At 64.5% G+C, this 26,318-nt stretch carries 21 protein-coding genes; 11 read left to right on the forward strand and 10 right to left on the reverse strand.

All coding sequences use genetic code 11. The features are described 5' to 3' along the window. Positions 1–270 precede the first annotated feature (270 nt). Together SH602x_RS20840 and SH602x_RS20845 are read left to right on the forward strand one after the other, a co-directional pair. Positions 271–2,184 (forward strand): hypothetical protein, encoded by a 1,914-nt coding sequence (locus SH602x_RS20840; protein ID WP_479474126.1) that lies wholly within the window; start codon positions 271–273, stop codon positions 2,182–2,184. Positions 2,185–2,492: 308 nt separating this feature from the next. Continuing rightward, on the forward strand, positions 2,493–3,821 hold the full coding sequence (locus SH602x_RS20845; protein ID WP_479474127.1) for an ATP-binding protein: 1,329 nt from the start codon (positions 2,493–2,495) through the stop codon (positions 3,819–3,821). Positions 3,822–3,833: 12 nt separating this feature from the next. Here the strand turns inward: SH602x_RS20845 and SH602x_RS20850 are convergent, their stop codons facing one another. The 4 genes from SH602x_RS20850 to SH602x_RS20865 form a co-directional block, all read right to left on the reverse strand. After that, complete coding sequence (locus tag SH602x_RS20850; protein ID WP_479474128.1) at positions 3,834–4,043, reverse strand: hypothetical protein; 210 nt, start codon at positions 4,041–4,043, stop codon at positions 3,834–3,836. A gap of 116 nt (positions 4,044–4,159) precedes the next feature. Then, positions 4,160–5,560, reverse strand: coding sequence for a sulfatase family protein (locus SH602x_RS20855; protein WP_479474129.1), 1,401 nt, complete (start codon positions 5,558–5,560; stop codon positions 4,160–4,162). A gap of 119 nt (positions 5,561–5,679) precedes the next feature. After that, positions 5,680–6,435, reverse strand: coding sequence for an FkbM family methyltransferase (locus tag SH602x_RS20860; protein WP_479474130.1), 756 nt, complete (start codon positions 6,433–6,435; stop codon positions 5,680–5,682). A 28-nt stretch (positions 6,436–6,463) separates the two neighbouring features. After that, complete coding sequence (locus SH602x_RS20865) at positions 6,464–7,231, reverse strand: FkbM family methyltransferase (RefSeq protein WP_479474131.1); 768 nt, start codon at positions 7,229–7,231, stop codon at positions 6,464–6,466. A 293-nt stretch (positions 7,232–7,524) separates the two neighbouring features. Here SH602x_RS20865 and SH602x_RS20870 point away from each other — a divergent pair, with 293 nt between their 5' ends. The 3 genes from SH602x_RS20870 to SH602x_RS20880 all read left to right on the forward strand — a co-directional run bounded on the left by SH602x_RS20870 (position 7,525) and on the right by SH602x_RS20880 (position 12,182). Next, positions 7,525–10,797, forward strand: coding sequence for a protein kinase domain-containing protein (locus SH602x_RS20870; protein WP_479474132.1), 3,273 nt, complete (start codon positions 7,525–7,527; stop codon positions 10,795–10,797). 225 nt (positions 10,798–11,022) lie between these two features. After that, positions 11,023–11,721: a 7-cyano-7-deazaguanine synthase QueC gene (queC, locus tag SH602x_RS20875; protein ID WP_479474133.1), complete on the forward strand. Its 699-nt coding sequence runs from the start codon at positions 11,023–11,025 to the stop codon at positions 11,719–11,721. Between the two features lie 110 nt (positions 11,722–11,831). Further along, positions 11,832–12,182 (forward strand): CD225/dispanin family protein, encoded by a 351-nt coding sequence (locus SH602x_RS20880; RefSeq protein WP_479474134.1) that lies wholly within the window; start codon positions 11,832–11,834, stop codon positions 12,180–12,182. Positions 12,183–12,206: 24 nt separating this feature from the next. Here SH602x_RS20880 and thiO read toward each other — a convergent pair whose 3' ends face one another. After that, positions 12,207–13,349 carry a glycine oxidase ThiO gene (gene thiO, locus SH602x_RS20885; protein ID WP_479474135.1) on the reverse strand — a complete coding sequence of 381 codons (1,143 nt, stop codon included), beginning with the start codon at positions 13,347–13,349 and terminating at the stop codon, positions 12,207–12,209. Continuing rightward, on the reverse strand, positions 13,346–13,603 hold the full coding sequence (locus SH602x_RS20890) for a glutaredoxin family protein (protein WP_479474136.1): 258 nt from the start codon (positions 13,601–13,603) through the stop codon (positions 13,346–13,348). The genes thiO and SH602x_RS20890 overlap by 4 nt, the downstream gene beginning before the upstream one ends. Positions 13,604–14,007: 404 nt before the next feature. On the opposite strand from SH602x_RS20890, the gene SH602x_RS20895 reads away from it, so the two are divergent. After that, a complete protein-coding gene (locus SH602x_RS20895) occupies positions 14,008–16,098 on the forward strand; it encodes a serine/threonine-protein kinase (RefSeq protein WP_479474137.1) in 2,091 nt (696 codons plus the stop codon). Between the two features lie 126 nt (positions 16,099–16,224). Here SH602x_RS20895 and SH602x_RS20900 read toward each other — a convergent pair whose 3' ends face one another. Further along, positions 16,225–17,931: a hypothetical protein gene (locus SH602x_RS20900; RefSeq protein WP_479474138.1), complete on the reverse strand. Its 1,707-nt coding sequence runs from the start codon at positions 17,929–17,931 to the stop codon at positions 16,225–16,227. A gap of 336 nt (positions 17,932–18,267) precedes the next feature. Further along, positions 18,268–18,489 (reverse strand): translation initiation factor IF-1, encoded by a 222-nt coding sequence (infA, locus tag SH602x_RS20905; protein ID WP_479471167.1) that lies wholly within the window; start codon positions 18,487–18,489, stop codon positions 18,268–18,270. A 293-nt stretch (positions 18,490–18,782) separates the two neighbouring features. On the opposite strand from infA, the gene SH602x_RS20910 reads away from it, so the two are divergent. The 4 genes from SH602x_RS20910 to SH602x_RS20925 all read left to right on the forward strand — a co-directional run bounded on the left by SH602x_RS20910 (position 18,783) and on the right by SH602x_RS20925 (position 22,437). Continuing rightward, positions 18,783–19,187 (forward strand): DnaJ family domain-containing protein, encoded by a 405-nt coding sequence (locus SH602x_RS20910; RefSeq protein WP_479474139.1) that lies wholly within the window; start codon positions 18,783–18,785, stop codon positions 19,185–19,187. A 26-nt stretch (positions 19,188–19,213) separates the two neighbouring features. Further along, complete coding sequence (locus SH602x_RS20915) at positions 19,214–20,293, forward strand: tRNA dihydrouridine synthase (RefSeq protein ID WP_479474140.1); 1,080 nt, start codon at positions 19,214–19,216, stop codon at positions 20,291–20,293. Positions 20,294–20,510: 217 nt separating this feature from the next. Further along, on the forward strand, positions 20,511–21,788 hold the full coding sequence (locus tag SH602x_RS20920; RefSeq protein ID WP_479474141.1) for an NAD(P)/FAD-dependent oxidoreductase: 1,278 nt from the start codon (positions 20,511–20,513) through the stop codon (positions 21,786–21,788). Positions 21,789–22,134: 346 nt separating this feature from the next. Continuing rightward, entirely contained in the window at positions 22,135–22,437 is a 303-nt protein-coding gene (locus tag SH602x_RS20925; protein WP_479474142.1) for a hypothetical protein, read from the forward strand. 9 nt (positions 22,438–22,446) lie between these two features. Here the strand turns inward: SH602x_RS20925 and SH602x_RS20930 are convergent, their stop codons facing one another. Both SH602x_RS20930 and SH602x_RS20935 read right to left on the reverse strand, forming a co-directional pair. After that, entirely contained in the window at positions 22,447–23,646 is a 1,200-nt protein-coding gene (locus SH602x_RS20930; protein ID WP_479474143.1) for an FG-GAP repeat domain-containing protein, read from the reverse strand. Positions 23,647–23,709: 63 nt separating this feature from the next. After that, positions 23,710–25,032 (reverse strand): glucuronyl esterase domain-containing protein, encoded by a 1,323-nt coding sequence (locus SH602x_RS20935; protein WP_479474144.1) that lies wholly within the window; start codon positions 25,030–25,032, stop codon positions 23,710–23,712. 235 nt (positions 25,033–25,267) lie between these two features. On the opposite strand from SH602x_RS20935, the gene SH602x_RS20940 reads away from it, so the two are divergent. After that, entirely contained in the window at positions 25,268–26,275 is a 1,008-nt protein-coding gene (locus tag SH602x_RS20940; protein ID WP_479474145.1) for a 2-hydroxyacid dehydrogenase, read from the forward strand. Positions 26,276–26,318: the final 43 nt, after the last annotated feature.

Genomic DNA, 26,318 nt, shown 5'->3' on the forward strand with positions numbered 1-26,318 from the left:
GTTCGGCTTACCGCGTCTCCCGGGGTTCGCTATAATCCCGCCCGATCGCTCGATCGATGCGACCGGCATGCGCTTGCCGCTCTCCGAACGCTTCGCCTCGCAAGGACGTAAGCCGGGGAGCGACATGGTTTTCCGAATCAGCCTCGCACGAACGAGCGTCCGTGGGTCCGTCCGCAATGAACCCGATCGAAGCGCCGGGTCGAACCGGTCGCTTTCCCGGCGACGGGACGACGACGCGATAACGGGTTTTCGACAAAGGAGTCCTCTCTCGTGGAACGCTTCAGGCTCGCGGTCCTTTTCGCCTCGGCGACGCTGGCGATCTTTCCGCTCGTGGGATGGGCGACGCCGCCCAGCGACTATCTCTTTCCGATGACGTCGAAGGCGTACGTCGGCGTTCCTGACCCCACCGCATTGGATCAGGGGTTTCAAGCCACGCAGTTCGGCAAGATGCTGGAAGATCCGGCGGTCAAGGACTTCGCGGACGACCTGCGGGCGCAGGTGACCCAGAAGCTCGACGAGTCGAGCATCCGCCTGGGCATCTCCTGGAACGATCTGGTGCAGGTCGCGCGGGGAGAAATTGCGCTCGCGATCGTTCAACCCGGCAACGTTCCGACCGAACATGCCACGCTCGGCATCGTCGACGTCACCGGCAACGAAGCCGCCGCCGAGGCTCTGGTCGCGAAGATCGGACGGGAACTCGCGGCGCAGCACGGCGCCAAGTCGTCCGAGGCGACGATCGCGGGCATGCCGGCGACGCGGCACGCGATTCCTGCAAAGGAAGGCGTTCATCCGCAACGCGACCTCTACTACCTGATCCATAAGGGAACGCTCGTCGCGGGCGACAACGCCAACGAACTGGTGGCGATGCTCGGTCGCTGGGAGAAGGGCGCCGGCTCGCTGGCCGCGCACGTTCCCTACGTCCAGGCGATGAAGAAGGTCGCCGTGCAGGGTCGCAAGCCGCACGTGAAGTGGTTCGTCGATCCGCTGGGTTACGCCGAAGTCGCTCGGGAACTCGACCCGAACCGTCGTCCCCGGAAGAATGACCTGGTCGTGATTCTTCGCCGGCAGGGTTTCGACGCGATCCAGGGCGTCGGCGGCGTCGTGGAGCTGAACGCGCCTCAGTTCGACGTTCTTCACCGGACTTACGTCTACGCCCCCGGTCCCTTCACGAAGGCGGCCCAGATGCTGGACTTCCCCGCTTCGCCGAAGCTGGACCCGCTCCCGTTCGTGCCGGACAACGTCTCGTTGAACGCGGACTTCCGCTGGAACGTAAAGGACGCGTTCGAGCATTCCAAGCTGCTCGTCGACGATATCGCGGAAGACAAGATCTTCGACGCCGTGGTCGAACAACTCCGCGACGATCCCTCGGGCCCCAAGATCGACCTCCGCGGAGAGATCGTGGCGAACCTCGGCGATCGAGTCGCGCTCTTCAGCGACGTCGTGCAGCCGATCACGCCGAACAGCGAGCGCCTCGCCGCCGCGATCCAACTGACGGATGCCGCGGCGGTGAAGACGGCCATCGATCGTTCCATGGGTCGCGACCCGACCGCCGTGAAGGAACTGATCGGGGAACAGATCGTCTGGCGCATGGTCAACGAGGAAGAGGGCAGCGTCCAGGAGCCGGAGATCCCTGCGTTCGGCGGTTTCGGCGACGCTCCCGAAGAAGAAGAGGATCAGCGCGAAAAGCTCTTCACGACTTGGTCGATCACCGTCTGGAACGGCTACCTGATCGTCTCGTCCGACTTCACGCTGCTTCGCGACATCGTCTCCGGCAACAAGCAGCCGCTGACCGCGACCCCGGACTTTCAGGCTGTCGGCAAGGCGCTGGACGGTCTCCAGGGGGGCAAGGAAGTCGGGCGCCTGTTCAACCGCAACTCCGAATCGTTTCGCTCGACGTGGGAACTGGTTCGCACGGGCAAGATGCCCGAGTCGCAGACGCTGCTCGGCAAGTTCCTGAACCGCACGCTCGGCCCCAAGGAAAAGGGCGTCGTTCGCAAGCAGGAAATCGACGGCGAGAAGATGCCGACGTTCGACGTGGTGCAGAAGTACTTCGCCCCCTCGGGAACGCGGATCTTCTCGGACGAGACCGGCTGGTTCGCGACCGGCGGCGTGCTGAACGCCCAGGCGGCGGGCGGACAGCCTGACGCCGTCGCAGGCGAACTTCCCGAGGCCGCGGAACGCTGACCGCGAATCACGCGAAGTCTCGCACCCCTGAAACGCGAAGGCCGTCGGATCGTATCCGGCGGCCTTTTTTCGTGCGCGGACGGCGAAGGCATCCGTATCGATCGCGACGGTCGTACCGATTGCGAGGTAGCGCATCGTTCCGAAGACGTACCGCCCGGCGCTGCCGCTCCACTACGAAGAGGTGCGTACGACCCGCTGCCACGATTCCGCCGCCCGCGGTCATTCCCTGTCCTAAGTTTTTCCGACGACCCCATCGATGATCGCATCGGGCGGTCGAGCCTGCCGCCTTACTCGAATTATTACGACCTATGGTCAACGCCGAAGCGACCGCGAGCGCCGCCAGCGGACTGCTAGCCGATATTCTGCGCGACGACGCCTTCTTTCCTCGCGAGCCGAAGCGACTGGAAGAAACGGGGCTCTCCGCCACGTTCGTCGAAACGCTCGTCCTTAAGTACCTGCTGGGCGTCGGATCGCAGGCAGGTCGCACGATCGCCGACCGGCTCGGCCTGAACCTGACGATCCTGGAAGAGACGTTCCGCGCGCTTCGAACGCGGCAACTCGCCTCGCACGCCGGTTCGGCCGCGCTGAACGACTACATCTACACCCTGACCGATACGGGTCGCGAAACCGCCCGCGCGGCGATGCGGGCCTGTGCCTACGTCGGTCCCGCGCCGGTGCCTCTGGACGAGTACATCACCTCGGTCCACGCGCAGTCCGTTCGCGGAGAGCCGATCCGCAAGAAGAAGCTCGTCGAGGCGTTCAAGGGTCTCGTCGTCGACGAGGCGATGTTCGACAACCTCGGCCCGGCCGTGAACTCCGGCGCCGGACTCTTCCTGTACGGATTCCCCGGCAACGGCAAGACGACGCTGGCCAAGCGGATCACGCGCTGCTTCGGCACCGACATTTGGGTCCCGCATACCCTCGTCGAAGATGGTCAAATCATCAAGCTGTTCGACTCCTCGTTCCACGAGGTGCGCAGGTCCGACGCCGACAACAGCCTGATCAAATCGGCCGGCCACGATCGCCGCTGGGTGAAGATCATTCGCCCGACGGTCGTCGTCGGCGGCGAGCTGACGCTCGACGCGCTCGACATTCGTCACGACCCGACGAACAACATCAGCGAAGCGCCGATCCAGATGAAGAGCAACGGCGGTTGCCTGCTGATCGACGACTTCGGTCGTCAACGGGTCGAACCCCAGGCGCTGCTCAATCGCTGGATCGTGCCGCTGGAAAATCGCGTCGACTATCAGACGCTCGCGAACGGCAAGAAGATCCAGGTTCCGTTCGAGCAACTGATCATCTTTTCGACCAATCTCGACCCTGCGGACCTGGCGGACGACGCGTTCCTCCGCCGCATTCCGTACAAGATCGAGGTCGAGGATCCGTCGCTCGAAGAGTTCCGCTACCTGTTCCAGGTCTTCGCCAAGGAACTCAGCATCCCCTTCAACGAGAAGGCGGTCGACGACCTGGTCGAGCGGCACTACAAGCCGCACGGGCGTCCCCTGCGTCGATGCCAGCCCCGCGATCTGCTGCTGCAGATCCGGAACTACTGCACCTTCCACGGCTTGAAGCCCGAGATGAAGTCCGAGTGGTTCGATCGCGCGGCGAAGAGCTACTTCACTGTCGTGAAGGGGTAACCGCCGGAGCCTTCATCGTCCGCGTTTTCGCCTGCGGGAGTTCGCTAGCAGATAGACGCCGCCGGCGAAAAAGAGGAGGGCGAGCAGCGCCGGCACGAAGAGCGTGGCGGAGACTCCCCCCTCCACGCCGCGCGCTGCGTCCAGCAGCGCCGTGAGCGCCATCAGAAGTCCCATCACGAGGAACACCCCGCCCATAACGGGGCGACTGTTTCGACGGGCCATGGTCGATCCTGTCGGAAAAAGAAGGGCGAAAAGAGGGGTCGCTGAATCCGTGCGGCGGCCCGCACGCTGAACTGACTCCGATTGATCGTCGCACCTTCCACCGTGCGGACTTCTCGCTAAGGCGAGACGCTCTCCGACCCCTCGGCCTGCCACGGCACGGCGCCGCCGCGCTGAATCTGCTGCGATAGCCCCGCTGCGAGCTCGCGGACTTTTCCGGGCATGTCGGCGGCCACGTTCTTCGTCTCCTGCGGGTCCCGCGAGAGATCGAATAGCTGATAGGGCTCGAAGGGGCGGTTCTGCACCAGCTTGTACGGCCAGCGTCGTACCGCCCGGGATTCCAATCCCAGGAACTCGCCGCCTCCCTCGCGGCGCACGAAAAACAGATCGCGATCCGGCAGTTCCGCGACCTGCCCGGTCAGCAGGGGGAGCAGCGAGCGGCCGTCGATCTCTTGCTCGACTCGCACGCCGGCGGCATCGCACAGCGTGGGAAGCAGATCCATCGTGACGCACGCAGCCGCGGATTCGCTGCCGGAATCGATGCGGCCAGGCCAGCGAATCATCGCCGGCACGAGCAGCCCCCCTTCGTACATCGTTCCCTTTCCCGCCCGCCACGGCGCGTTGTTCGCGCCCGGGCCGACGTCGCCGCCGTTGTCGGAGGTGAAGACCACGAGCGTGTCGTCGGTCAGGCCGAGACGATCGAGGCGGTCGAGCACGCGTCCGACGTTATGGTCCATGTGTTCGATGAGCGCGACCAGCTTCGCACGTCGCTCGCTGAGATCCGGCTCGCTCGCCTGGACTTTCGCCAGCCAATCTTCAGGGGGCTGGATCGGAGTGTGCGGCGCGTTGAACGCCAGATAGAGGAAGAAGGGCTGTTCCTCCTTCGCCCAATCGTCGAGCAGATCGCACGCCCAGTCTCCGAACAGGTCGGTCGCGTGGCCTTCGGGATCGATCGTCGCTTCGCCGTCGCGCATGTAATTGACGTCATGCCGACGATGGTCATAGTAGTCGTCCATCATGTCGCCGAGAAAGCCGCGGAACTCGTCGAAGCCACGATCCGTGGGACGGTCGGGCGCCTCGAGTCCGAGATGCCATTTCCCGACGATGCCCGTGCGGTAGCCTGCCTGCTTGAGCATCGCGGGGAGGAGCAGGGCATCGGGATGAAGCCGACCCCAATTGTTCTCCGCATGGGTGCGGACGACGCCCGGCACGCCGACGAGTTCGGGATAGCGCCCGGACAGGAGGCTCGCCCGGGTCGGCGAGCAGACGCAGCAGTTCGCGTAGAACCGCGTCAGCTTCATCCCTTCCGCCGCGAGCCGGCCGACGTGCGGAGTTTTCAGGTCCGTGCCGCCGAACGAAGAAACGTCGGCGTAGCCGAGGTCGTCGGCCAGGATCACGATCAGGTTCGGTCGATCGCCTGAAACCGAAGCCGCTTCGTCGGAACGAACGAAGGAAACTGCGAGCGAAAAGATCGCGCCCATCCAGCAGGCAAGCGCGATGCCTCGGGTCCGTCGACTCATGACCGGCAGGACTCCTCGGGGAGAGCGGGAGGAGCGGAACGAAAAGAGGTCGCGAATCGCTTCGCGACCTCTTCCGTTGTAGTCGGTTCGGCGCCGGAACGCGAACGGTCGGCCCCCGATCAGGGATGGGCGACGAAGTAGTAGTTCTTGCGACTGTAGAACTGATCGTTCAGCTCTTCCCGCGTGAGCGCTGGAAGGTCGAGCAGGAAATTCTCGAGCAGCGAGATCTTCATGCCGCAACGATCGACGAGCAGGTCGTAGACGTCGTCTGGCTTGACGCCGTAGCAATCGGTTCCGCCCAGGCCGTGCTCGAACACGACTATCGGCTTGTCGCGTTTCAGCGTCGCTTCGGCGCCCTTCAGGACTAGGAACTCGGCGCCTTCGACGTCGATCTTGATCAGGTCGACCTTCCGCACGCCCGCCGCTGCAAGCACGTCGTCCAGTCGCGCGGTCGGCACGGTGATCGTTTCGTCGTCTTCGAGCGGCCGGTCGTACTTTCGCTTGACGATGCCGGAATACGCAGGATTAGTGATGACGTGATTGAACGTCGTCGAACCCTGTTTATCGCTGAGGGCGGCGTTCGACAGATGAACGTTCGGCTGCGTGTAGCGCTCCTGCAATCCCGCATACAGGTCGGGCAGCGGCTCGAACGCGAAGAACGTTCCCTGGGGAGCCAGCCGCATCATCTCGTCGAGGATCTTGCCGATGTGGCAGCCGACGTCGACGCAGACGGAATCGGGCGCCAGCTTCTGGCGCATCACGATCAGCGTCAGCGTGTCGTACCACTTCACCGTCGTGACCGACGAGAAGACGACCTGGGGCTGGCGCGCGGCGCGGGACTGCCGGCCGAAAAGTGCGTTCAGCAGGTTTTTCACGGCGGCCATATCGGTAAGCGGACCAACCCTATCGGTGCGCGACGAATTGAAAGTTCTTGCCCGCGTCGAACTGGTCAACCAGCTTGTCGCGAGTGAGCGGATCGCGTCCGAGCAGGCAGTCCTCGAGCAACGAGATCTTGAGGTCGCAACCTTCGACGAGCAGTTCGTAGACCTGCTCCGGCCGGACGCCGTAGCAGTCGGTCCCGCCGAGGCCATGTTCGAACACCACCAGCGGACGGTCGCGTTTGATCGTCTGCTCGGCGCCCTGCATGACGAGGAACTCGGCGCCTTCGACGTCGATCTTGATCACGTCGACCTTCGGCGAACCGGCGTCGGCGAGGATCCGGTCGAGCCGCGCGGTCTGAACGGTGATCGTCATGTCCTGCTCGAAGGGACGGTCGTACCGTCGCTTCACCAGGCCGGAGTAGGCCGGATTCGTCATGACGTAGTTGAACGTCGCCGTTCCCTCTTCGTTCGAGAGGGCAACGTTCGAGAGCCGTACGTTCGGCTGCGTGTAGCGCTTCTGCAAATCGGCGAACAGATCGGGCAGCGGCTCGAATGCGAAGAACGTCCCCTGGGGGGCGTACAGCAGCATGTCGTCGAGCACGGATCCCATATGGCACCCGACGTCGACGCAGACCGATGTCGGCGTCAGATGCTGCCGCATGATCGCCGACGTCAGCGTGTCGTACCACACCGACTTCGAGACGCTGAAGTGATCGACCGCGGGGGCGGCGGGCTCCGGCGGCGCCTCCGGCCCGAACAACGAACTCATCAGGGTTTTGATCACGCTCATCTCATTCCCGCGCGTTGTCGACCGCTGCCGCTCGGTGAAGGAGAAGCGGAGACGGGGTACGACGGAAGTATAGTCGCGGCCTTAGAACCTTCTCGATCTTAAGAGTCGGACAGTACCCGAACTCGTCCGTCCCGAAACCGACGTTCATCGCGACCCGCTTCATCCGCACGACTGGCACAATCCGACGCCCGACGCTTCGTGCTCGATCCAGGACATTTCCTGATCCTGCCCGAAAACAGCGCCCTCGCAGGTACGTCCTATGTTTGCACGACTTCCTCCCGGACTGCCGTGCCATGCCGACCACTTCGCTGCAACAGGACGACGAAATCATCCCCGGCTACCGCCTGATCGAGCGGCTCGGCTCGGGCGGTTACGGCGAAGTGTGGAAGGCGACCGCTCCCGGCGGCCTGCTCAAGGCCGTGAAGATCGTCTTCGGCCGCGTCGAAGAGATGCGCGGCGAACGCGAGATGAAGGCGCTCGAGCGGATCAAGGAGCTCCGTCATCCGTTCGTGATTTCGCTCGAACGGGTCGAGATCATCGACAACCAGTTGCTGTTCGTCACCGAACTGGCGGAACGCAGCCTGAAGGATCTGTTCGATCAGTATCGCAAGGACGGCAAGCCCGGCATCCCCAGGAAGGAACTGCTCGGCTACCTGCACGACACCGCCGACGCGCTGGACTACATGCGCGAAAAGCTGCAGTTGCAGCACCTCGACGTCAAACCCGAAAACCTGCTGCTCGCCGGCAATCATGCGAAGGTCGCCGACTTCGGTCTGGTGAAGCGTCTGGAGGACGTCTCGGTCTCGATGATGGGGGGCCTGACGCCGCTCTACGCGTCGCCTGAGTCGTTCGACGGAACGCCGTCGCTCTTCAGCGACCAGTACAGCCTGGCGATCGTCTACCAGGAGATGCTGACCGGCATTCTGCCGTTCTCGGGCGCCACGATCTCCAAGCTTGCGGCGCAGCACCTCTCGGGCACGCCGAACCTGAGTCCGCTGCTGGAGCAGGATCGCGCGGTCCTTCGCAAAGCGCTCGCGAAAGAGCCGACGAAGCGATTCGCCTCCTGTCGCGATATGGTGGAGGCGCTCACCGAAACGCGGAACGACGCCGCCAAGGTCCGGCGCGAACGGCTGGAATCGATCCTCGAACGTCCGCAGAACCCGGACGCTGCGCAGCCCGATGCCGCCGAAAGCGATACGCAGCGGGGCAGCAGCGAAACCTCCGTGTTCGCCTGCCACGCGCTGCAACAAGCGGGAGACCCGCCGCACCCGACGCTCTGGATCGGCCTGGGCGGATTGGCGGTGCAGACTCTTCGGCGACTGAAGCGCCAGGCCGAGAACGGCGTCGCCGGCTGCGACTTTTTCCTGGCCATCGATTCCGACGGTTCGTCGGCGCTCTCCGGCAGCATCGCCGACGGCGAAGCGGCTCTCGACAAAGGCGAGTTTCTCGCGTTGCCGTTGCGTCGTTCGCAGGACTACCAGGAACTGCCGGCGGAAACGCTGCGCAACGTCAATCGCCGCTGGATCTACAACCTGCCTCGGTCGCAGCGGGTCGAAGGCCTGCGTCCGCTGGGGCAGCTCATCTTCCTGGGCGAACGAAAGAGCGTTCGCCAGGCGCTCTCCGATAAGACGGAGGCCCTGCGAAGCGCGGTCGAGAAGTTCCGCGACGCCGGCGCACGCGGCAAGATCGTCGTGATCGCCGGCATCAACGGCGGCACGGGCTCCGGGATGGTGGTCGAAACGCTGAAGGAGTTGGCGGGTCTGCGATTCGCGCTCAAGGAAATCGACATCTCCGCCGCGCTGCTCTCGACCGGCGGAAGAACGGCGACGCAGCGGGAACTCGGCGCGGCGAACGCCATTGCGACGCTCGACGAACTGGAAGCCTTCGTCGCCTCCCAGGCCGTCGGCAGTCGACTGGCGGCGAGCATTTTCGTCCTGGCCTGCAAGCCGGACGCAAGCGAGCACGAGCTTCGCGAGTGGCTCAGCGACGTCACCGAAGGCCTTCAGATCCAGCGGCGCTTCTCGTCTTCCGAGCGGCTCGAAGAACTGCGAAGCCGCACGGACGGCGACGGATCCGAGGGTCTGCTTCGATCCTTCGCGTCGGTCTCGCTCGATCGCGTCTCGAACGCTCGCGCCCGGGAATGGACGAGCATGCTCTGCCGCCTGGCCGCCGAAGACTGGCTCGGAAGTTCTCTCCGGCGCGGCGCCACGAAGTCCTGCTCGAACGCTTCGTCGCTGTTTCCCCCGTCCGTTCGTCCGTCGGAAGGGATCGACGAGAAGCGGTTCGACGAAGTCGTCGTCGAAGTGGCTCGCAAGCTCGGCCTGACGCTCGAAGGAGCCTCCGCCCGGATGGACGGCGTCTTCCGCAATGCAGCCGGCAGAACTCCCAGCGCGGGCGCCGAAGAGTTGGCCGCCGCGTATCTGGCTCCGCTCCTCGCCGGCGAGGACGTCGCCGTCCTCGCGAACCAGGCGTGGACCCAGAAGGAACTGGGGTGGGCAGAAGGCGGAATGGACGCTGCGATCGAAAAGGCCTGCGAGAACTGGATCGGAGGCGCGCGGTCCAAGTTCGTTGAGTGGCTTCGCACCGTCGCGGATAAGCCGGGCGTCGGCGTCGTCGGAAGTCTGCGTCTGCTGACCCGTTTCGCGGAACGTCTCGACGCGCTGCGTCAGGAAGTTCAGAACCGCATGGCGTCGCGCGAAGCGGTCGCGACCGGCGCCGCGGCAGAGCTCGACGTCGTGCGGCGACAGGCCTGTCGCGCTCCCGGCAGCGCACCGTGGAAGTCGACCACCAAGCCGGACGACGCTGTCAAGACGCTCGCCGCCGCGGCGATCGCCGCTGCCTGGGATCGCGACACGGCGAAGGCGATCGATGACGCGATCAACCGCGCTTCGCTCGACCTGCGGAAGCGACGGGAGCACCTGCAACATCTGCAGCGCGAACTCCATATCGTCGCGGAGAGCTTTTCGAGCGAGTACGAATCGCTGCGTACGGACGACGGCGCCGCGCCGTCGGGGGGCGATTCGGTCGACGACTTCGTGCATCGCCGGATCCTCGCCCGCATCCCGGACTTCCTCCGCGACGTGAATCGTCTCGTGCTGCCCGTGAGCGGCGACCGCGCGAGCCTCGGACCGTGGCTCGAACCGGGAAAGTCGCTCTCCGCCGATCTGTGCGACTCGCTCCGCACGTCCGCCGCGCGCGTGATCGAAGCGGGCGTCGCCGAATTCCGCAGCAATCCGGGCGAGTGTCTCGACGACTGGAAGCCGACGCTCGAAGCGAAACTTCCGGACGTGATTCGTGCCGCGACGCCTCCCTGGTATCGCGTCGGATCGTCCGCGCTCTATCTGCTCCGCAGCGGCAGTCCGGCGCTGCACCATATCTTCGAACCGGCGCTCAACTCTGTTCTGGCGGCGAGACCGGCATCGGTCTCCGACGCGGAACGCGAAAGCGTGCTCTACGGCGAGATCGACGGCCTGGAATTCGCGCACATCCGCGACAGCCTGGCCAAGGATCGACCTGACCTGCTCGAGATCGCTGAACGCCTGCAACTCTGGCGGAACGGGACGTAGCTTCGCCCGCTCCGAAAGATCGCTTCCGCCCAGTAAAATCACCGGCTTCCGTTCGGCAGCTAGCAGCCCGTCGATTCTCTCGACGGAGCTGCTAATCGCGGCAGGATGCCGCGACGAAATCGCGGATTCTCCGCGGTTTCGCGAGCCGCAAAGAACTTGTTCTGAGCTTGGCGAGGTTGATTTTCGCCAGGAGGGCGGAAATCAACTGACAGTTTGGGAGCCGTGATGTCCGAAGCGAAACCGAAAGCCGTCGTGCTCCTCAGCGGAGGGCTCGATTCGGCGACCGTTCTCGCCATTGCCCGGGATCAGGGTTTCGAGCCCTACGCGATCACCTTTCGCTACGGGCAGCGCCACGCGATCGAGATCGAAGCCGCGCATCGCATCGCCGCCGCTCAGGGCGTCGAACGCACGATCACGGTCGACATCGACCTTCGAGCCTTCGGCGGATCGGCGCTCACTTCGAGCCTCGCGGTTCCCAAGAAGAACACCGCGGAAGAAGTGGCTGCCGAGACCGGCATTCCGATCACCTACGTCCCGGCTCGCAACACGATTTTCCTCGCCTACTCGCTCGGGTGGGCGGAGACGCTCGGATCGTGCGACCTGTTCGTCGGCGTGAACGCTCTCGACTACTCCGGGTATCCCGATTGTCGTCCTGAATATGTCGCCTGCTTCGAGCGGCTGGCGAACCTGGCGACGAAGGCCGGCGTCGAGGGGGCGGGCTTTCGCGTGCATGCCCCCCTCATCGACCTGACGAAGGGGCAGATCATCCAGAAGGGACTCGCGCTCGGCGTCGACTACTCGCTCACGCGGTCCTGCTACGATCCCACGCCCGAGGGAGTCGCCTGCGGACATTGCGATTCTTGCCTGCTTCGCGCGAAAGGCTTCGCCGAGAACGGCATTGCCGACCCGGCTCCGACCTTGTAGGAGCGATTCGCATCGTCCAGGCTGCCTGCCGTGAAACCTGACTCCGGCCAGCTATACTCATGCGAACTTCGATGGGCGCGGTCTAGACCTTCCGTTCTCGCTTCCCTGCCATGAGTTTCGACGTCCAGACCGGCGAGTTCGATCGAGCGGGCCGCGAGAGCAAGGAGGCGCCCGCGCGTCCGGTGAAGGACTGGACGATCTTCGCGATCCTCGCAGGCTTCATCTGCGGCTGCATGCCGATCGGTCTTCTGGGCATGAGCTTCGCGATACAGGCGAAGAAGAAGGTCGAGGCGGGCGACTGGCGCGGCGCCGAAGTGCTGGCCGAGCGCGCGAAGATCTGCACCTACTTCTGCATCTCCTGGGGCTTGCTGAGCATCTTCGTGAGCGTCGGTTTCGTGCTGTTCAGCTTCGTCGTCGCCATCCTGGAAAAGATGGCGGAAACGCCGCCGCCTGAGATCTGATCCGGCCGCGGGAGGCTTCTCGACTCAGCGCCCGATGCGAAACGGCTGCAGTTCGACTGCGGGCGTCTGCCCGCAGAGCTCGTCCGCCAGAACGACCGCCGTACCCGGTGCGAGCGTCAGGCCCGCCCGGAAGTGACCCGCGGCGACGAAGAGATTCTCCAGCCCCGGCACGCGCCCCAGGTAGGGCAGGCCGTCGAACGTCGCGGGTCGCAGACCGGCCCAGACTTTCAGAGGCTCGCGGCCCGTGAGAGAGGGCAGCGTCCGCTCCGCGAAGCGCCGCAGCTCAGCGATTCCTTCCGTCGTGTTGGCTTTCTGGAAACCGACTTCCTCCTCCGTCGCTCCTACCAGCACCAGCCCGTCGGCGCGCGGCACGAAGTACCGCGATCCGACGTTCAGAACGCTCCGCAACCGGGGCTCGGGCGATTCGTAAAGCAGCATCTGACCGCGAATGGGAAAGATCTCCGGCGCCGCGCCGAGCGACGCTAGCAGTTGCTGAGTCCACGCTCCCGCGGCGGCCACGAACGCCTCCGCCGCGATCCGTTCGCCCTGAGCGCTCGTTACGGCGACGAGTCGGCGACTCTCCGTTTCCCACCGAGCCACGCGCACGTTCGGTCGAACGTTCACCCCGGCATGCTCGCACGCCAGCCGCAAAGCCCTTACGAAGCGTGGATTGCGGATCTGACATTCGCCCGGGAAGAACTTCGCCGTTTGCGGCTTCTCGCGCGCGAGCAGTTCCTGAAGCGCCGGTTCGCGACGGACGATCTCTTCGTTCGACCAGGTTTCGACCGGAACGCCGGCTGCTTCGGCTTCGAATGCCATGCCTGCCAGGGCAGCCGCTTCTCCCCGGTCGTAAGCGAGGTAGACGCCGCCGCATCGCTGGAATCCGACGTCGACCCCCGTCTCGGCTTGAAGCCGCTCCGCCCAGCCGGGATGCAGATCCATGCTCAGGCGGTGAAGGGCCGTCAGCGGGTCATGCGATTCAGGAGCCAGGCAGGGGGGAAGAATGCCCGCCCCGGCCCACGAACTTTCGAGGCCCGGCTCGCCCGCATCGAGCAGCGTCACCCGCTTTCCGCGACGCGCCAGCTCCCAGGCAAGCGACAGACCGATCGCGCCCGCTCCCACGATCGCGACATCCGGAACTGAACCATGCAAGGAGATAGACGTCATGCCGGGTCGGCGCCTGCGGACGACCTCGCCCGGTTCGCGACGACTCGCCGAAGCAGCACGCGATTCGGCTCGCCTTTGAACAGGACGCGACCGTCGATTTCGATCGCGGGCGCGCAGGTCACGCCGACAGGTCGACGCAACGGTTCTCGCGCGACGTCGATCTTCTCGAAGGGGACCCCCTCGGCGAGGAGCGCCTCCTCGGCGCGTCGGCAGACGTCGCAGCCGGGAGTGACGAACAGGCGAACGGAGGTCATCAGGATCCTGCCGAAGAACCGCGCACGAGAAACAGCGACCCGCGAAAGCGTGCGCCGAGCGTCGAAGCTGACGACGCTCCCGCGAGGAATTACCCCGCACAACGAGCGCCGCCTGGGCGGCTCAGGTACCCTACAATCATACGGGCTCGATCGCCTTTCCTGAATCGCCTGTCGCGACGCAGGGCGGCGTCCGAGCCTGGAAATCAGGGCCGTTCGCGGGGAACCAGCGCCGAACCGCTTCCGTTCGCGTTCGCCGACATCCTTCCGGGCACGCCGTTCGCAGCTCTTCCTTCGCATTATTCTGCGGCCATCGATCCGCGCCGTATCGTTTCGGGTGTCGTCGACGCGACGCTCATTGAATCTCGTATCGATCGGTCGACCCTTTTCGCCGCGCTGCTTCCGTCATGGCGGTACCGTCCTTACCCCGATTCCTCGAAATCCTGCGCCTGAGCGGCCTCATCGACGAGGATGATCTGGTGCGGTTTTTGACGAACGAGTACGGAACGGCCGATCTGCCAGAGTCGACCCCGCCGCAGGATCTCGCCGAGCGGTTGCTCAAGGCCGGGATCATCACGACCTGGCACGCGGAAAAGCTGCTCGACGGGAAGTACAAAGGGTTCCGCCTGGGCAACTATCGCCTGCGGGATTTCCTCGGCTCGGGCGGCATGAGCAGCGTCTATCTGGCTGAGCATGTTCACATGCACCAGTTCAGAGCGGTCAAGGTTCTGCCGCGCAAGAAGAACGACGAATCGTCTCGGCTGAAGCGCTTTTATCTGGAAGCGCGGGCGTCGGCCCAACTGCGACACCCCAACATCGTCCAGGTCTACGACATCGACTCCGCGGGAGACGACATCCATTACATCGTGATGGAGTACGTCCGGGGCCGCGATCTGGCGAAGGCGGTGCGCGAGGACGGGCCGCTGCCGTTCGACGTCTGCCTGAGCTACATGATTCAGGCCGCCGAGGCCCTGCAGCATGCGCACGAGAACGGACTCGTCCATCGCGACGTGAAGCCCGGCAACTTCCTCGTCGATGACAAGGGCACGCTGAAGTGCATGGACCTGGGGCTCGCGTTGTTCGCGGCCCAGGACGACCATTCGCTGACGCAGGAATTCAACGAAAAGGTCCTCGGTACGGCAGACTACCTGTCGCCGGAGCAGGCCCTCAACAGCCACAACGTCGATTACCGGGCCGATATCTACTCGCTCGGCTGCACGATTTATTACTGCCTGACCGGATCGCCGCCGTTTCCCGAGGGAACGCTCGCCCAGCGAATTCTGAATCACCAGACGCGGATGCCCCAGGATCCGCGGGTGTTCCGACCGGAAATCCCGCAGGCGTTCGTCGATCTGATCTGGCGGATGATCCAGAAGCGACCGGACGATCGTCTGCAGACTGCGGCCGCGGTGGCTGCCGATCTGCGACGCCTGCAGTCGCAGGCATGGGATCCCGCTGTCGTCGCTGCGGGGACGGGAACGGCTTCGACGGAATCCGGCATACGACCGGCGTCGCACGGGGGCAGCGGCGTCGCTGGCGGATCGTCGCCGGGATCGTCTTCCGATTTACGAAACAAGCCGCCTTCGAAGATCGAACGCGAGGCGATCGCCGCCCGCGAGTCCGCGACAGGCCGAAGCGGACCGCAGTCGCCTCCGACGCCCGCCGCCGCGGCTCCTGTCGTCGGGACGCAGCGACCTTCGAACGGAACTCCGACGCCGGCAGGCGCTTCTCCTGCTCCCACAGGCGCCGCGAACGCCCCTCTCGATGCACAGCGCGCGGCGTTCGCGGCCATCGCCGCCGATCGTCACGCCAACCGCGGAAGCGCTAGCGGGCGCAAAACGCCGTCCGAAAGCGGAAAGCAAGCTGCGTCGGCGCCGTCCGATTCGCAGCGCGGCCGCTCATCCGGAAGCGGAAGCGTTCCCACGGTCGCGTCTCCTACGGCCAAAGCTCCGGCGTCCCAGGCGCCCGTGTCGAAGGCTCCCGCGGCCCCATCGCGGGCGGCACAGGCTCCGGCGCCTGCTGCGACCAAACCGGCCAGTCAGCCGGGCGTGCGGATCGAGGTTCCACGACCGCAAACCGGGTCCGGCTCGGGCAGTTCGCCCGGTACGAAAAGCGGTCCAGGCCCGATCATCGCCGTCGCGAAGACCCCCGTCGCGGCGAAGCCGGCGGCAGCCCCTGCTGCGAAGTCGTCCGCGATCCCGGTCGTTCGACCGACGCCGACCGTCGCACAGCCGGTCGCTGAAGAGGTCGCCGCCCCTCGACCTGCTGCGGGACGAAAGTCGGGCAGAAAAGGAATCAACCCGCTGATCATCGTCGCCGGCGTCGTCGGGGCGATCGCTCTCGCCGCCGTCTTGACGCTCGCGGTCGTGTTCTCGGGCGGCGGATCCTCGCCGCCGAGCGATGGCGGATCGGGGAGCGGCTCAGGCGGAGGAAGCGGATCCTCCGGGCGGCGCGATACCAGTTCGATCGAGGCGCCAGTCCTCCGAATTCTGGCCTGATCCCTCGACTGGCCGACAAAGCGGGCGGCGCACGTGGCGCACCGCCTACGTGTGCGGCGCTACGAAAAGCGGTCGACCCCGCGAGGAGGCCGACCGTCGAATGCTTGAGGGCTTCGCCGCGTGCGACTAGAAGTCGCTGTCGTCGCCGCGGGCCGAATAGAGGTCGATCGCCTGACCGATCGCGGCGAGGACGCCGTCCTCAGCCAGAATGCGCACCCGGGCTCCGTTCGCGATCGGGTCGCGAGTGAGCAGGACGTTGTCGCGGCCGTTCGAACCTTCGAGCGACTGGGCGATCGCGGCGAGATCGTCGTTTTCCTGCTGATCCGCAGCGAACCGCATGATTCGCGCGAGCGAGATCGTCATCTCGAGCGAGGGGAACTCGACTTCGCCGGCCGCCTCGGAGGCGGCGATCGCGGCGTCGAGCTTCTCCTGAGCCGACGTGCCGAACGCAACGTAGGCGGCCTCTTCGGCGAAGCCCAGGATGACCGTCACCTCTTCGCCGAACATCTCGCGGGCGTCTTCGTTATCTTCCGGCACGGGCGCCGTGATGACGTGGTAGGTGACGCCGTCCTGTTCCGTCTTCTCGACGGTGACGTCGTTCTTCTCCAGTTCGCCCCGTTTGCGGGAGAGTTCGATCAGTTTTTCGAGCGACGCGCTCAGGTTCTTGCCGTCCGCGATCTGGGCGGCGCCGATCACGTTCAGCTCCGATTCCTTCAGCGTCATCGAAGCGGCGAGGGAGGTCACGCCCTGATCGATGGTCTTCTCCACCGAGGCCATGATCTCCTTCATGATCGCCTTGACTTCGTCGCGGGACGCTTCGTCTTCGAAGTCTTCGTCGTTGTCGATTTCCTTGTCGAACTGACGCGCGAATTCGCCCAGCATCAGCTTCGTCTGCGCCTTGTCGTCCTCGGTCATCTTGCCGACGCCGACGAGCTTGATCGCGGCGCCCTCTTCGGCGAATCCGGAGAAGCGCGACTTCACGCTCTCGTCGAACGAGGCGGCGATCTGCTTCTGGAACTCGGAGCCTTCGACCGCGGTGAAGGTCATGTCCAGAAACGTGTTGCCCAACTGCTCGTCCACGCCCCAGCCGAAGATGACGCTATCGCCTTCTTCGAAGAACTGCTCGATGTTCTGAACGATCGATTCGCCGTACTGACGGCTCGCCTCGCGGGCGGAGGGATCTTCCTGGCTTTCGAGACCCGCCTCGACGCCTTCCTTAACCTGACCGAGCAGCATCTGCTTGGTCTCTTCGGGAAGGGCCTGCATGCGGAACTCGGCCGCGACGAGGTAATCCTTCGACAGGTCCGCGATCAGCGTTTCGGGCTGCGGGATCAGGTTCTCGAACGCGGGCAGGCTGTTCGAAACGTAGGTCCAGCCCTCCGACGACTTGGCGTAGACCGTCTGGCCCTGCATTTCGACGGAGTAGACGCCGTCCTCGCCTTTGACGGGCTTCGGAATCTGGCCTTCGAGCGTGTTGAAAACTTTCTCCACATCAGCGATGGGAAGGAACGCGACCGCGGCCGGTTCTTCCATGTTCGGCAGGACGTAGATGCCCCACGGCTTGGTCTGATCGAGCTGCTTCAGGTAGCCCGCGCTCAGAAACTTCGCCATCATCCCCCAGTCGGGATGACCCATCTGCTTGGTGAGATAGCCGATCGCGCCGGCCGACTCGTCATCCGCGCCGAGGAGGCGCTCCGTCGGAGCGATGGCGATCACGGCGAGGGGGACGCCCGCCTGTTCGTTTTGGGCCGACGCCAGCAGCGGCGCCGCCAGAAGGGCCAGACCCGCCGCAGCGCGTCCGACGGTCCGATTCCAATTCCCGAAGATGCTCATCGCTTCTCCTAATCCTGAAGACTGTTCGCGAGGGGGTTACCGGTTCTACGGGAGAGAGCGTGCGAAGGCATTCGCTTCTCCCATCGACGTTCGCGACGAACTGCGTATTTCGCAGCGCACGACCCGCACGGGTTCGCTAGCGATACTCTCGTTCGCCCACGATCGATTCGAAAACCTGGTCGGCGCGACCGAAAAAATGCGGCGAAAATCGCGATTTCGAATCGGCGGCGATTCGCCACGCGCATAGAAACGGCGCGGCTGGATACGAAAGAGCGCTCAGCGAATCTGACAAGGGCCGACGGATCGAGCACGGGTCGAACCGCAGGCGCTTTCGGATCAGCGTTCGCGGTAGATGATACGACCCTTGGTCAGATCGTAAGGCGAGAGCTCGACCTTCACGCGATCGCCGGGGACGATGCGGATGAAGTGCTTCCGGATCTTTCCTGCGACGTGGGCGAGCACTTCGTTTCCGGTGTCGAGTTCCACGCGGAATCGCGTATTCGCGAGCGCCTGGACGACCGTCCCCTCGACCTCGAAAGAATCGTTTTCCTTCGCCATACGTACGATGTTCCTGGACCGTTCGCGGTTCGAGCGGTCTCCCGACGCACAGGGAGTAGATAGTGACGCCGTCAGCGTCGACGCGACCGCAAGTAACTCTTTATATAGCGCCTGCCGGGGGAGGGGAATCGCCGCGCCCTTCCGGGAAATGGCTGGTTCGCCCTGCGGAGGCGATTTGGCGACCGTCAGACGACGGGGGCGTGCCGTCCCGGCCGAAGGTTTCCCAGCGACTCGGGGCGTAGAATGCGTCATCGCCCGACGGGTTCCCATTCCTCCTCGACCTGCTGCTGACGATGAACGCCTTCGATCGATCGGTCGAATCGAAAATCGCGCAAGCCCAGCGGGAAGGACAATTCGACGACCTTCCCGGACTGGGCCGGCCGATTCCGAATCTGGACGAAGGCTGGGACGAGAATCGCTGGGTGCGGGAGAAACTGAAGGCGGAAGACCTGCGGGCCCTGCCGCCCGCCTGGGCGATTCGCGAATGGGCGCGTCAGGAAGCGGCGACCCTGTCGGCGATCGACGACGAGAGCGTCGTCCGCGAGAGAATCGAACGTTTTAACGCCGAGTTGTTCGAACGGATGCGCGGCGTACTGTGGGGTCCGCCGGTCGACGTGGCGCCGATCGACGCGGAGGCGTACCTCGCCGGGCGCCGGCGAAGCGTTCCTGCGTCCGACCCTTCCGCCGACACGCCGTGAAGTCCGCTCACGCCCCTGAACTGATCATGTCTCCGTTGAAGCTTCCCCACTTGAAGATCGGCTCGGTCGACGTCGGTTTTCCGATCGTCCAGGCGGCGCTGTCGGGTTACAGCGACTCCCCGATGCGGGTCATCGCCCGACGGATGGGGGCCAGCTATACGCTCTGCGAGGTGATGCTCGACCAGTTTCTGGTCTCGCTGAAGAACCGCGCGAAGACCTCGCACTTTCTGGAGATCCACCAGGAGGAGCCGCCGGTCGCGGGGCAACTGATGGGCGCCGAGCCCGATCAGTTCGCGGCAGGGGCGAAGAAGCTCGTGGAAGCCGGCTTCGACGTGATCGACATCAACTTCGGCTGCCCGGTGAAGAAGGTCCTCGGTCGCTGCCGCGGCGGCTATCATCTGAGTCAGCCCGACGTCGCGCTGGAAATCGTGCGACGGACTCGGGACATCGTTCCCGCAGCGGTTCCCGTTTCGCTGAAGATGCGCCGCGGAATCGACGATTCAGCCGAGAGCCGGGACAACTTCTATCGCATCCTGGAAGGCGCGTTCGACGCCGGCGTCGCCGCGGTGACCGTCCACGGTCGCACGGTGGAGCAACGCTACGTCGGACAAAGTTCCTGGGACTTCCTCCGCGAGGTGAAGCAGTTCCTCGGCAGCCGTACGATGCTGGGGAGCGGCGATCTGTTCACGCCGCAGGACTGCCTGCGGATGATCGAGTACACAGGCGTCGACGGCGTCACCGTCGCCCGGGGCGCGATCGGCAACCCCTGGATCTTCGCCCAGTGCCGGGCTCTCGCGGCCGGGGAGCCTCTTCCCGATCCGCCGACCGCGGTCGAGCAGGCGGACGTCCTGCGGGAGCACTATCGCCTGGCGGAGGAGACGTACGGCGAAGATCGCTGCGGCGCGCTGATGCGAAAGTTCGGCATCAAATACGCGATCCTGCATCCCCAACGCGACGAGATTCGCGAAGCCTTCGGAAAGGTGAAATGCCGCGCCGACTGGAACGCCGTCCTCGATCGCTGGTACCGGGATCCGATTCCCGGCAAGCATCCGACCGCCGAGGATCATCGGGCGGAAGCGAATGAAACGACCTGCGGCATTTCCTGACGGTGAATCCGCGGGCGACGCTGCGGTTTTCACGGAGCGTGGAGAAGTCGACCCCGCTTCGGACGATCGCATCGACCCGCTGCGATTCAAGACGATTCGCGGGTCGACGGCGGTTTCGCCGAAAGTTAGTCTGGAACGGTCGTCGCGGAGCGGTTCAGGATCGCGCGACGGTCCCGCTTCCCATCTCCTCCCGATGCGTTAGCGCGCATTCTCGCCCATGATCCAGTCGAACGTCATCGCACCCGAATACGACGTCGTCGTTCTGGGCGGCGGCCCCTCGGGCTCCGCCACGGCGACATTCCTCGCCCAGAAGGGATACAAGGTCGCGTTGTTCGAACGCGATCATTTCCCGCGGTTTCATATCGGCGAGTCGCTTATCCCGCACACTTACTGGGCGATCAAGCGCCTGAACCTGCTCGACAAGATGAAGTCGAGCCAGTTCATCAAGAAGTACAGCGTGCAGTTCGTGAACCAGGCGGGCCGCCTGTCGGAGCCGTTCTATTTCGTCGATCATCGACCGCACGAATCTTCGCAGACCTGGCAGGTCCGGCGGAGCGAGTTCGATCAGATGCTGATCGACAACGCTCGCGAGCATGGCGTGAAGGTCTTCGAGGGGACGCGCGCGATCGAGGTCCTGTTCGAGGGCGAACGGGCCGTCGGCGTCAAACTTCGCCCCGAGGAGGGCGCCGACGTCACGGTCAAGTCGAAGATCGTCGTCGACGCCTGCGGACAGAGCAGCCTGATTCTCGACCGGCTGAACCTGCGGCAGTGGGACGCCGATCTGAAGAAAGCCGCCGTCTGGACCTACTGGAAGGGCGCCCATCGCGACGAAGGGAAGGACGACGGCGCCACGGTCGTCCTCCAGACGAAGGACAAGAAGGGCTGGTTCTGGTACATCCCGCTGCATGACGACATCGTCAGCGTCGGCGTCGTCGCCGGATTCGACTACCTGTTCAAGGACCGCGATTCGAAGGACCTGGAAAAGATCTACTTCGAAGAGGTCGAACGCTGCCCCGGTCTGCAGCCCCGCATCGCGAACGCAGAGCGCTGCGACATCTTCCGCGCCCAGAAGGAATACTCCTACCGTGCGACGCAGGCAGCCGGCGACGGGTGGTGCCTGGTCGGCGACGCCTTCGGCTTCCTTGACCCGCTCTATTCGTCGGGCGTGCTTCTCGCGCTGACCAGCGCGTCGATGGCGTCCGACGCGATCGCGGAAGGCCTCGATTCAGGCGACACTTCGGAAGCCCAACTTCGCAAGTGGGAAGGCGAGTTCATCGCGGGCATGGACCGGATGAAAAAGCTGGTCAACGTCTACTACGACGGGTTCAGCTTCGGACGCTTCGTCAAACGTCACCCGCACCTCAAGGGCTACGTCACCGACGTGCTGATCGGCGATCTGTTCAAGCCCGAGCTCGACGTCCTCTGGCCGCTGATCGAAGAGATGCAGGCCGAGTACGCCGCGGAGAAGGTCAAGATGATGGCCGCGGCGGATTGAGGCATCGAGAACCGTTCCGATGAAATTCAGAGAGGCATGGCTTACGTAGCCATGCCTCTTCCTTTTGCGTGCATCGGAAAAACAGGAGCTTTAAGCGTTGAGCGTACCGGAGCATCTGAAGAGCGTCGTGGAAGCCATTCGAAATGCACCGGCAGCGAATCTCCCGCGCACATGGCGCGGTCCATTTGGAATGGGAATCGGAGGCCTAACCGAGGTAGGCTTCGGCAAGGGCTCCGATCTTCTGCTCGTCGCCTCACATCAGGGCCGAGGAGTTTTCGACTGTCGCGACGGAAGCCGCGTTGCGAGGCACGCGGAACTCGGGGACTGGTTCGACGAAATTGAGCTCATGGCGGAGGGCATCGGACCGCTGAGCGGCCTGAGCATCCGAATGTCCGGACTTCACGGAGGCGGATTGCCGAAGTCAACGCGAGACGGATGGTGGATCGACGATCTCGTCGTCGACTGGCCCATCCATACGTTGATCGTCACGAACGACTGGCGGGATGTCTACGAGATCAGCCTGGGACGACAGGTTTCGTTCGTCAAGATTGCCGTCGAGACGGAGCTGCGAGCGTATGGATTCTCTCCGACCGGGCGCTCGCTCGTCATCGCGACAAGCAGCGACCTGATCATTTACTCGCGAGACTGACGAGCGGGCTTACTCCTTCACCTGCTCGAAGTAAAACACTCCGCGCTTGTTGGACGTGACGATGTCGAGTTTGCCGTCGGCGTTGACGTCGGCGATCTCGAACTGGGTGCCGACGCCGGAGTTGTCGTCGATCTTGTGCAGCGTCCACACGGGCTTGCCGTCGACGGCCTTCACGTCGATCCAGTAGAGGACCGGCGCTTCGTCGACGCCGGGGTCGCCGGCCGCATGGGCCCACCAGCGCTTGCCGGTGACGTATTCCAGGTCGCCGTCGCCGTCCAGGTCGGCCGCTTCCATCGCGTGCGTCTGAGAGAAGGTGTCGTCGACGAGGTGGCGTTCCCACTGCTCGGGACCCTTCTGCTCGACCCACCAGATGCCGTAGGCGTGGGCGCTGCTGCAGAGAACGTCCGCGTCGCCGTCGCCGTCGAAGTCGCCGACGTGCATATCGGCGCAGGGCGGAGCGAAGGCGGTCGCATGCCACTTCCATTCGGCGTCCGCGCTGGAGCCGTTCGCCGGCGCTTCCCACCAGCCGTCGTTGCAGAGGATGTCCGAGAGTCCGTCGCCGTTGAGGTCGCCCGTGCCGAGCCCGTGGCTGTAACGCTGCGTGCCGGGAGCCTCCTTGGCCGAAACCGGACGAAGCGTCCAGGGCGCCGTGGGATCGTCCGCCGGCGTGGCGTACGCCATCCGACGTTCGGCGCCCTCGGGCTGCTTCTCGTCGGGCGAGTAGCCGAAGACGAAGACCTGCTGCTCCTTCTTGCCCGGCAGCGTCATCGTGGTCCACTGCGGCGATTCGTTGTTCGTCACCGGGGTGAGCGTGTGCTTCTTCCAGGGCCCCTCGGCGTTCTTCGGATTCTCGAACCACCACGTCGGCGTTCCGGGGAAGTCGACGATGATCACGTCGACCCAGCCGTCTGCGTTCAGATCCTTCGCGAAAGTGGCGAAGCTATGGCTGTAGCCCTTGGGATCGTACTCGGGGATCTCCGCTTCGATCGGGTGCGGCTTCCAGTCGGGCGCCTGGTACCAGACGTTGCCGGCGATCAGGTCGTTCTTGCCGTCCTTGTCGATGTCGCCGACGGCGATCCCCTCGCTGCGAAAGCCGGAGTCGAGCACGTGCTTGACGAACTTCGGCTCGGCGCCGAAGGTCGGCGCGACCAGGGCAGGGGAGAAGGCCATCGAAAGACCGACGGCGCCCAGAAGAGCATGCAGTTTCATCGGAAGGATCTCGGAAGCGGAGAGATTTCAGGAGGAGGGCAGAGCGTCAGGCGCTGCCGGAAGTTATTCGGACTTTGGCAGCCACTTGTCCGCGAAGTCGAGATAGGCGGCCCAGTCAGCGTCCGTGACGTCATGCCCGCCGGCCCGCAGATGGTAGCCGACGCGAGTCAGGATCGGTTCGCCGACGGGCGGAAGCTCCTGCGCGTCGGACCCGAAGCCGTCGCCGGTCAGCAACTGGAAAACAGGTCCCGCATGATATGCGGAGAGGTACTCGCCCTTCGGATCGGCCCACTGATCCTCGGTCGCGCTCGCCACGATGATCGGTCGCGGGGCGGCCAAGGCGATCAACTGATGCTGGTCGACGGGCAGGGCGGCCTCGTTATCGTCGTATTCTACGAATCGATCGCAGAACCAGTGCGGGAAAGACGTGTTGATTCGCTTCACCGTTTCGCCGAAGGCTCGCCGACTGAGCGCGGCGCCGCCGCAGCCCGAATCGTTCGAGATGACCAGGGCGAAACGCGGATCCGCCGCGCCGGCCCAGAGCGCCGTCTTGCCGAGGCGCGAGTGTCCCATCACGGCGACCCGCTTCGCGTCGACGTCGGATCGCGTCTCGAGGTAGTCGAGAACGCGGCTCATGCCCCAGGCCCAGCCGGCGATCGATCCCCAGGACGACTTCGGATCGTCGCTGACGTACTCGGGAAAGAGCGAGTGGACGCCGTTCTTGAACCCGTCGTCGTAGTCGGGATCGAGATCGCCGTAGAAAGCCGTCGCGACGCCGTACCCCCGATCGACGATCGTTTCGTAGGCCCATCGATCCTCGGAAGATCCCCGTTCGTTCTTCGCCGCCTGGACATGCATCTTCGACGGGGCGCCGTCGGCATCCTGCGGATGAATCGTCGGATCGGGAACGAGAACGGCTGGATCGGTCGTCGTCGTGTGGTTGCCCTTGAAGTTCAAGCTCCAGAACAGCGGAACCGGCCCCTTCGCATCCTTGGGCAGGTAGAGCAGCAGATCGACCGGAATCGAACGGCCTTCCCGCGACAGGGTCACCCGCACCTGCAAGCGCTTCGCCTTGCCTCCCAGGGCATCGTTCGATTCTTCCAGCGTTTCGGCGGTAACTTCGACGGGATCGCTCGGCGCTCGCCCGTAGACGTGCTCCTCGAACAGCTTGAGCAGCTCGGGTCGCCTGATTTCGTTCCAGGCCTTCGCCGAATCGATCTTCTCGCCGTTTTCCGACAGCAGCGGATCGGGAAGCGCGTACTTCGGAACCTTGCTCTCGTCGTAGTTGTAGCCGGCGGGTTGTGCTGCGAGTCGGCTCATCGGAAGGCAGCTTAGCGACGCCGCGAGTGCGAGCGTCAGCGGATAGGAAAAGGGAAAGCGCGACATGGCGAAGAGACTCCGTAGCGGCGAGCGAGGCGAGACGGTCGTGCGGAAAAGAAGGCGTCGCAGGCCCGACGGACCCCGCTGCTGAACGGTCGCCTTTTCGGGATCGAAGGGGGCGCTCCGCTGCCGAACGTTGCACGGGCGAGACAGGACCACGATAATCCGCAGGCGCACCCCGGTGCAATTACCGGCTGCTGCGGCGCCGGTTTCCGCAGGTCGAACGAAAGTTTCGAAGTCGATGCAAGTCGCCGTCTTTAGCGCGAAGTCCTATGACCGCACGTTTCTGGAACGAGCGGCGGAGGGGACTCCGATCCGCTGGACCTTCGTCGAAGCCCGCCTGAACGCGGAGACGGCGATCGTCGCCGACGGCTGCGACGCGGTGTGTGCGTTCGTGAACGATCGGCTGGACGCCCCCGCCCTGGAGCGACTGGCCAGCCACGGCGTGCGGATGATCGCTTTGCGGTGCGCGGGCTTCAATCAGGTCGACCTCGAAGCGGCGGAGCGACTGGGCATGGCCGTCGCTCGCGTTCCGGCTTACTCGCCCTACGCTGTCGCCGAACATACGATCGGGTTGATACTGTCCGCGATTCGCCGCATTCACAGGGCATACGCCCGCGTTCGCGAAGGCAACTTCAGCCTCGACGGGCTGCTGGGATTCGACCTCCACGGCAAGACCGCCGCGGTCATCGGCACGGGGAAGATCGGCCTGCTCGTCGCGAAGCTGCTGCATGCCTTCGGCTGCCGCGTGCTGCTGTTCGATCCCTATCCGAGCGAAGAGGCCGCTGCCTGGGGAGAATATGTCTCCCTGGACGAAGCTATCTCGCAGGCAGACGTCGTCACGCTGCATTGTCCGCTGACGCCCGAGACGCGGCATCTGATCGACGCGGCGCGACTCGCGCGGTGCAAGCAGGGCGTGACGCTGATCAACACCAGCCGCGGCGCTCTGGTCGACACCCGTGCGGCGATCGACGCGTTGAAGTCGGGAAAGATCGGAGCGCTCGCGCTGGACGTGTACGAGGAAGAATCGGAACTCTTCTTCGAGGATCTCTCCGATCAGGTCATTCAGGACGACCTGTTCATGCGACTGCTCACGTTTCCGAACGTCGTCATCACGTCGCATCAGGCCTTCTTCACGCGCGAGGCCATGGAGGCGATCGCCGCGACCACGGTGAAGAACCTGCTCGACTATCGTGACGGCAAACCGCTCGCGAACGCCGTCAGCCTGCAGCGCATCGCCCGCGTTTAAGCGGCTGGCGGCGACGCTCGACATGATCCACCTCTCTTCGACA

The organism is Lignipirellula cremea, from assembly GCF_056501455.1.

Excerpts from the sequence above, each read along its gene's own strand:
- SH602x_RS20845 (WP_479474127.1), top strand. The coding sequence starts at position 2,493 with ATGGTCAACGCCGAAGCGACCGCGAGCGCCGCCAGCGGACTGCTAGCC.
- SH602x_RS20850 (WP_479474128.1), bottom strand. The coding sequence starts at position 4,043 with ATGGCCCGTCGAAACAGTCGCCCCGTTATGGGCGGGGTGTTCCTCGTG.
- SH602x_RS20855 (WP_479474129.1), bottom strand. The coding sequence starts at position 5,560 with ATGAGTCGACGGACCCGAGGCATCGCGCTTGCCTGCTGGATGGGCGCG.
- SH602x_RS20865 (WP_479474131.1), bottom strand. The coding sequence starts at position 7,231 with ATGAGCGTGATCAAAACCCTGATGAGTTCGTTGTTCGGGCCGGAGGCG.
- SH602x_RS20870 (WP_479474132.1), top strand. The coding sequence starts at position 7,525 with ATGCCGACCACTTCGCTGCAACAGGACGACGAAATCATCCCCGGCTAC.
- queC (WP_479474133.1), top strand. The coding sequence starts at position 11,023 with ATGTCCGAAGCGAAACCGAAAGCCGTCGTGCTCCTCAGCGGAGGGCTC.
- SH602x_RS20880 (WP_479474134.1), top strand. The coding sequence starts at position 11,832 with ATGAGTTTCGACGTCCAGACCGGCGAGTTCGATCGAGCGGGCCGCGAG.
- thiO (WP_479474135.1), bottom strand. The coding sequence starts at position 13,349 with ATGACGTCTATCTCCTTGCATGGTTCAGTTCCGGATGTCGCGATCGTG.
- SH602x_RS20890 (WP_479474136.1), bottom strand. The coding sequence starts at position 13,603 with ATGACCTCCGTTCGCCTGTTCGTCACTCCCGGCTGCGACGTCTGCCGA.
- SH602x_RS20895 (WP_479474137.1), top strand. The coding sequence starts at position 14,008 with ATGGCGGTACCGTCCTTACCCCGATTCCTCGAAATCCTGCGCCTGAGC.
- SH602x_RS20900 (WP_479474138.1), bottom strand. The coding sequence starts at position 17,931 with ATGAGCATCTTCGGGAATTGGAATCGGACCGTCGGACGCGCTGCGGCG.
- infA (WP_479471167.1), bottom strand. The coding sequence starts at position 18,489 with ATGGCGAAGGAAAACGATTCTTTCGAGGTCGAGGGGACGGTCGTCCAG.
- SH602x_RS20910 (WP_479474139.1), top strand. The coding sequence starts at position 18,783 with ATGAACGCCTTCGATCGATCGGTCGAATCGAAAATCGCGCAAGCCCAG.
- SH602x_RS20915 (WP_479474140.1), top strand. The coding sequence starts at position 19,214 with ATGTCTCCGTTGAAGCTTCCCCACTTGAAGATCGGCTCGGTCGACGTC.
- SH602x_RS20920 (WP_479474141.1), top strand. The coding sequence starts at position 20,511 with ATGATCCAGTCGAACGTCATCGCACCCGAATACGACGTCGTCGTTCTG.
- SH602x_RS20925 (WP_479474142.1), top strand. The coding sequence starts at position 22,135 with ATGGCGGAGGGCATCGGACCGCTGAGCGGCCTGAGCATCCGAATGTCC.
- SH602x_RS20930 (WP_479474143.1), bottom strand. The coding sequence starts at position 23,646 with ATGAAACTGCATGCTCTTCTGGGCGCCGTCGGTCTTTCGATGGCCTTC.
- SH602x_RS20935 (WP_479474144.1), bottom strand. The coding sequence starts at position 25,032 with ATGTCGCGCTTTCCCTTTTCCTATCCGCTGACGCTCGCACTCGCGGCG.
- SH602x_RS20940 (WP_479474145.1), top strand. The coding sequence starts at position 25,268 with ATGCAAGTCGCCGTCTTTAGCGCGAAGTCCTATGACCGCACGTTTCTG.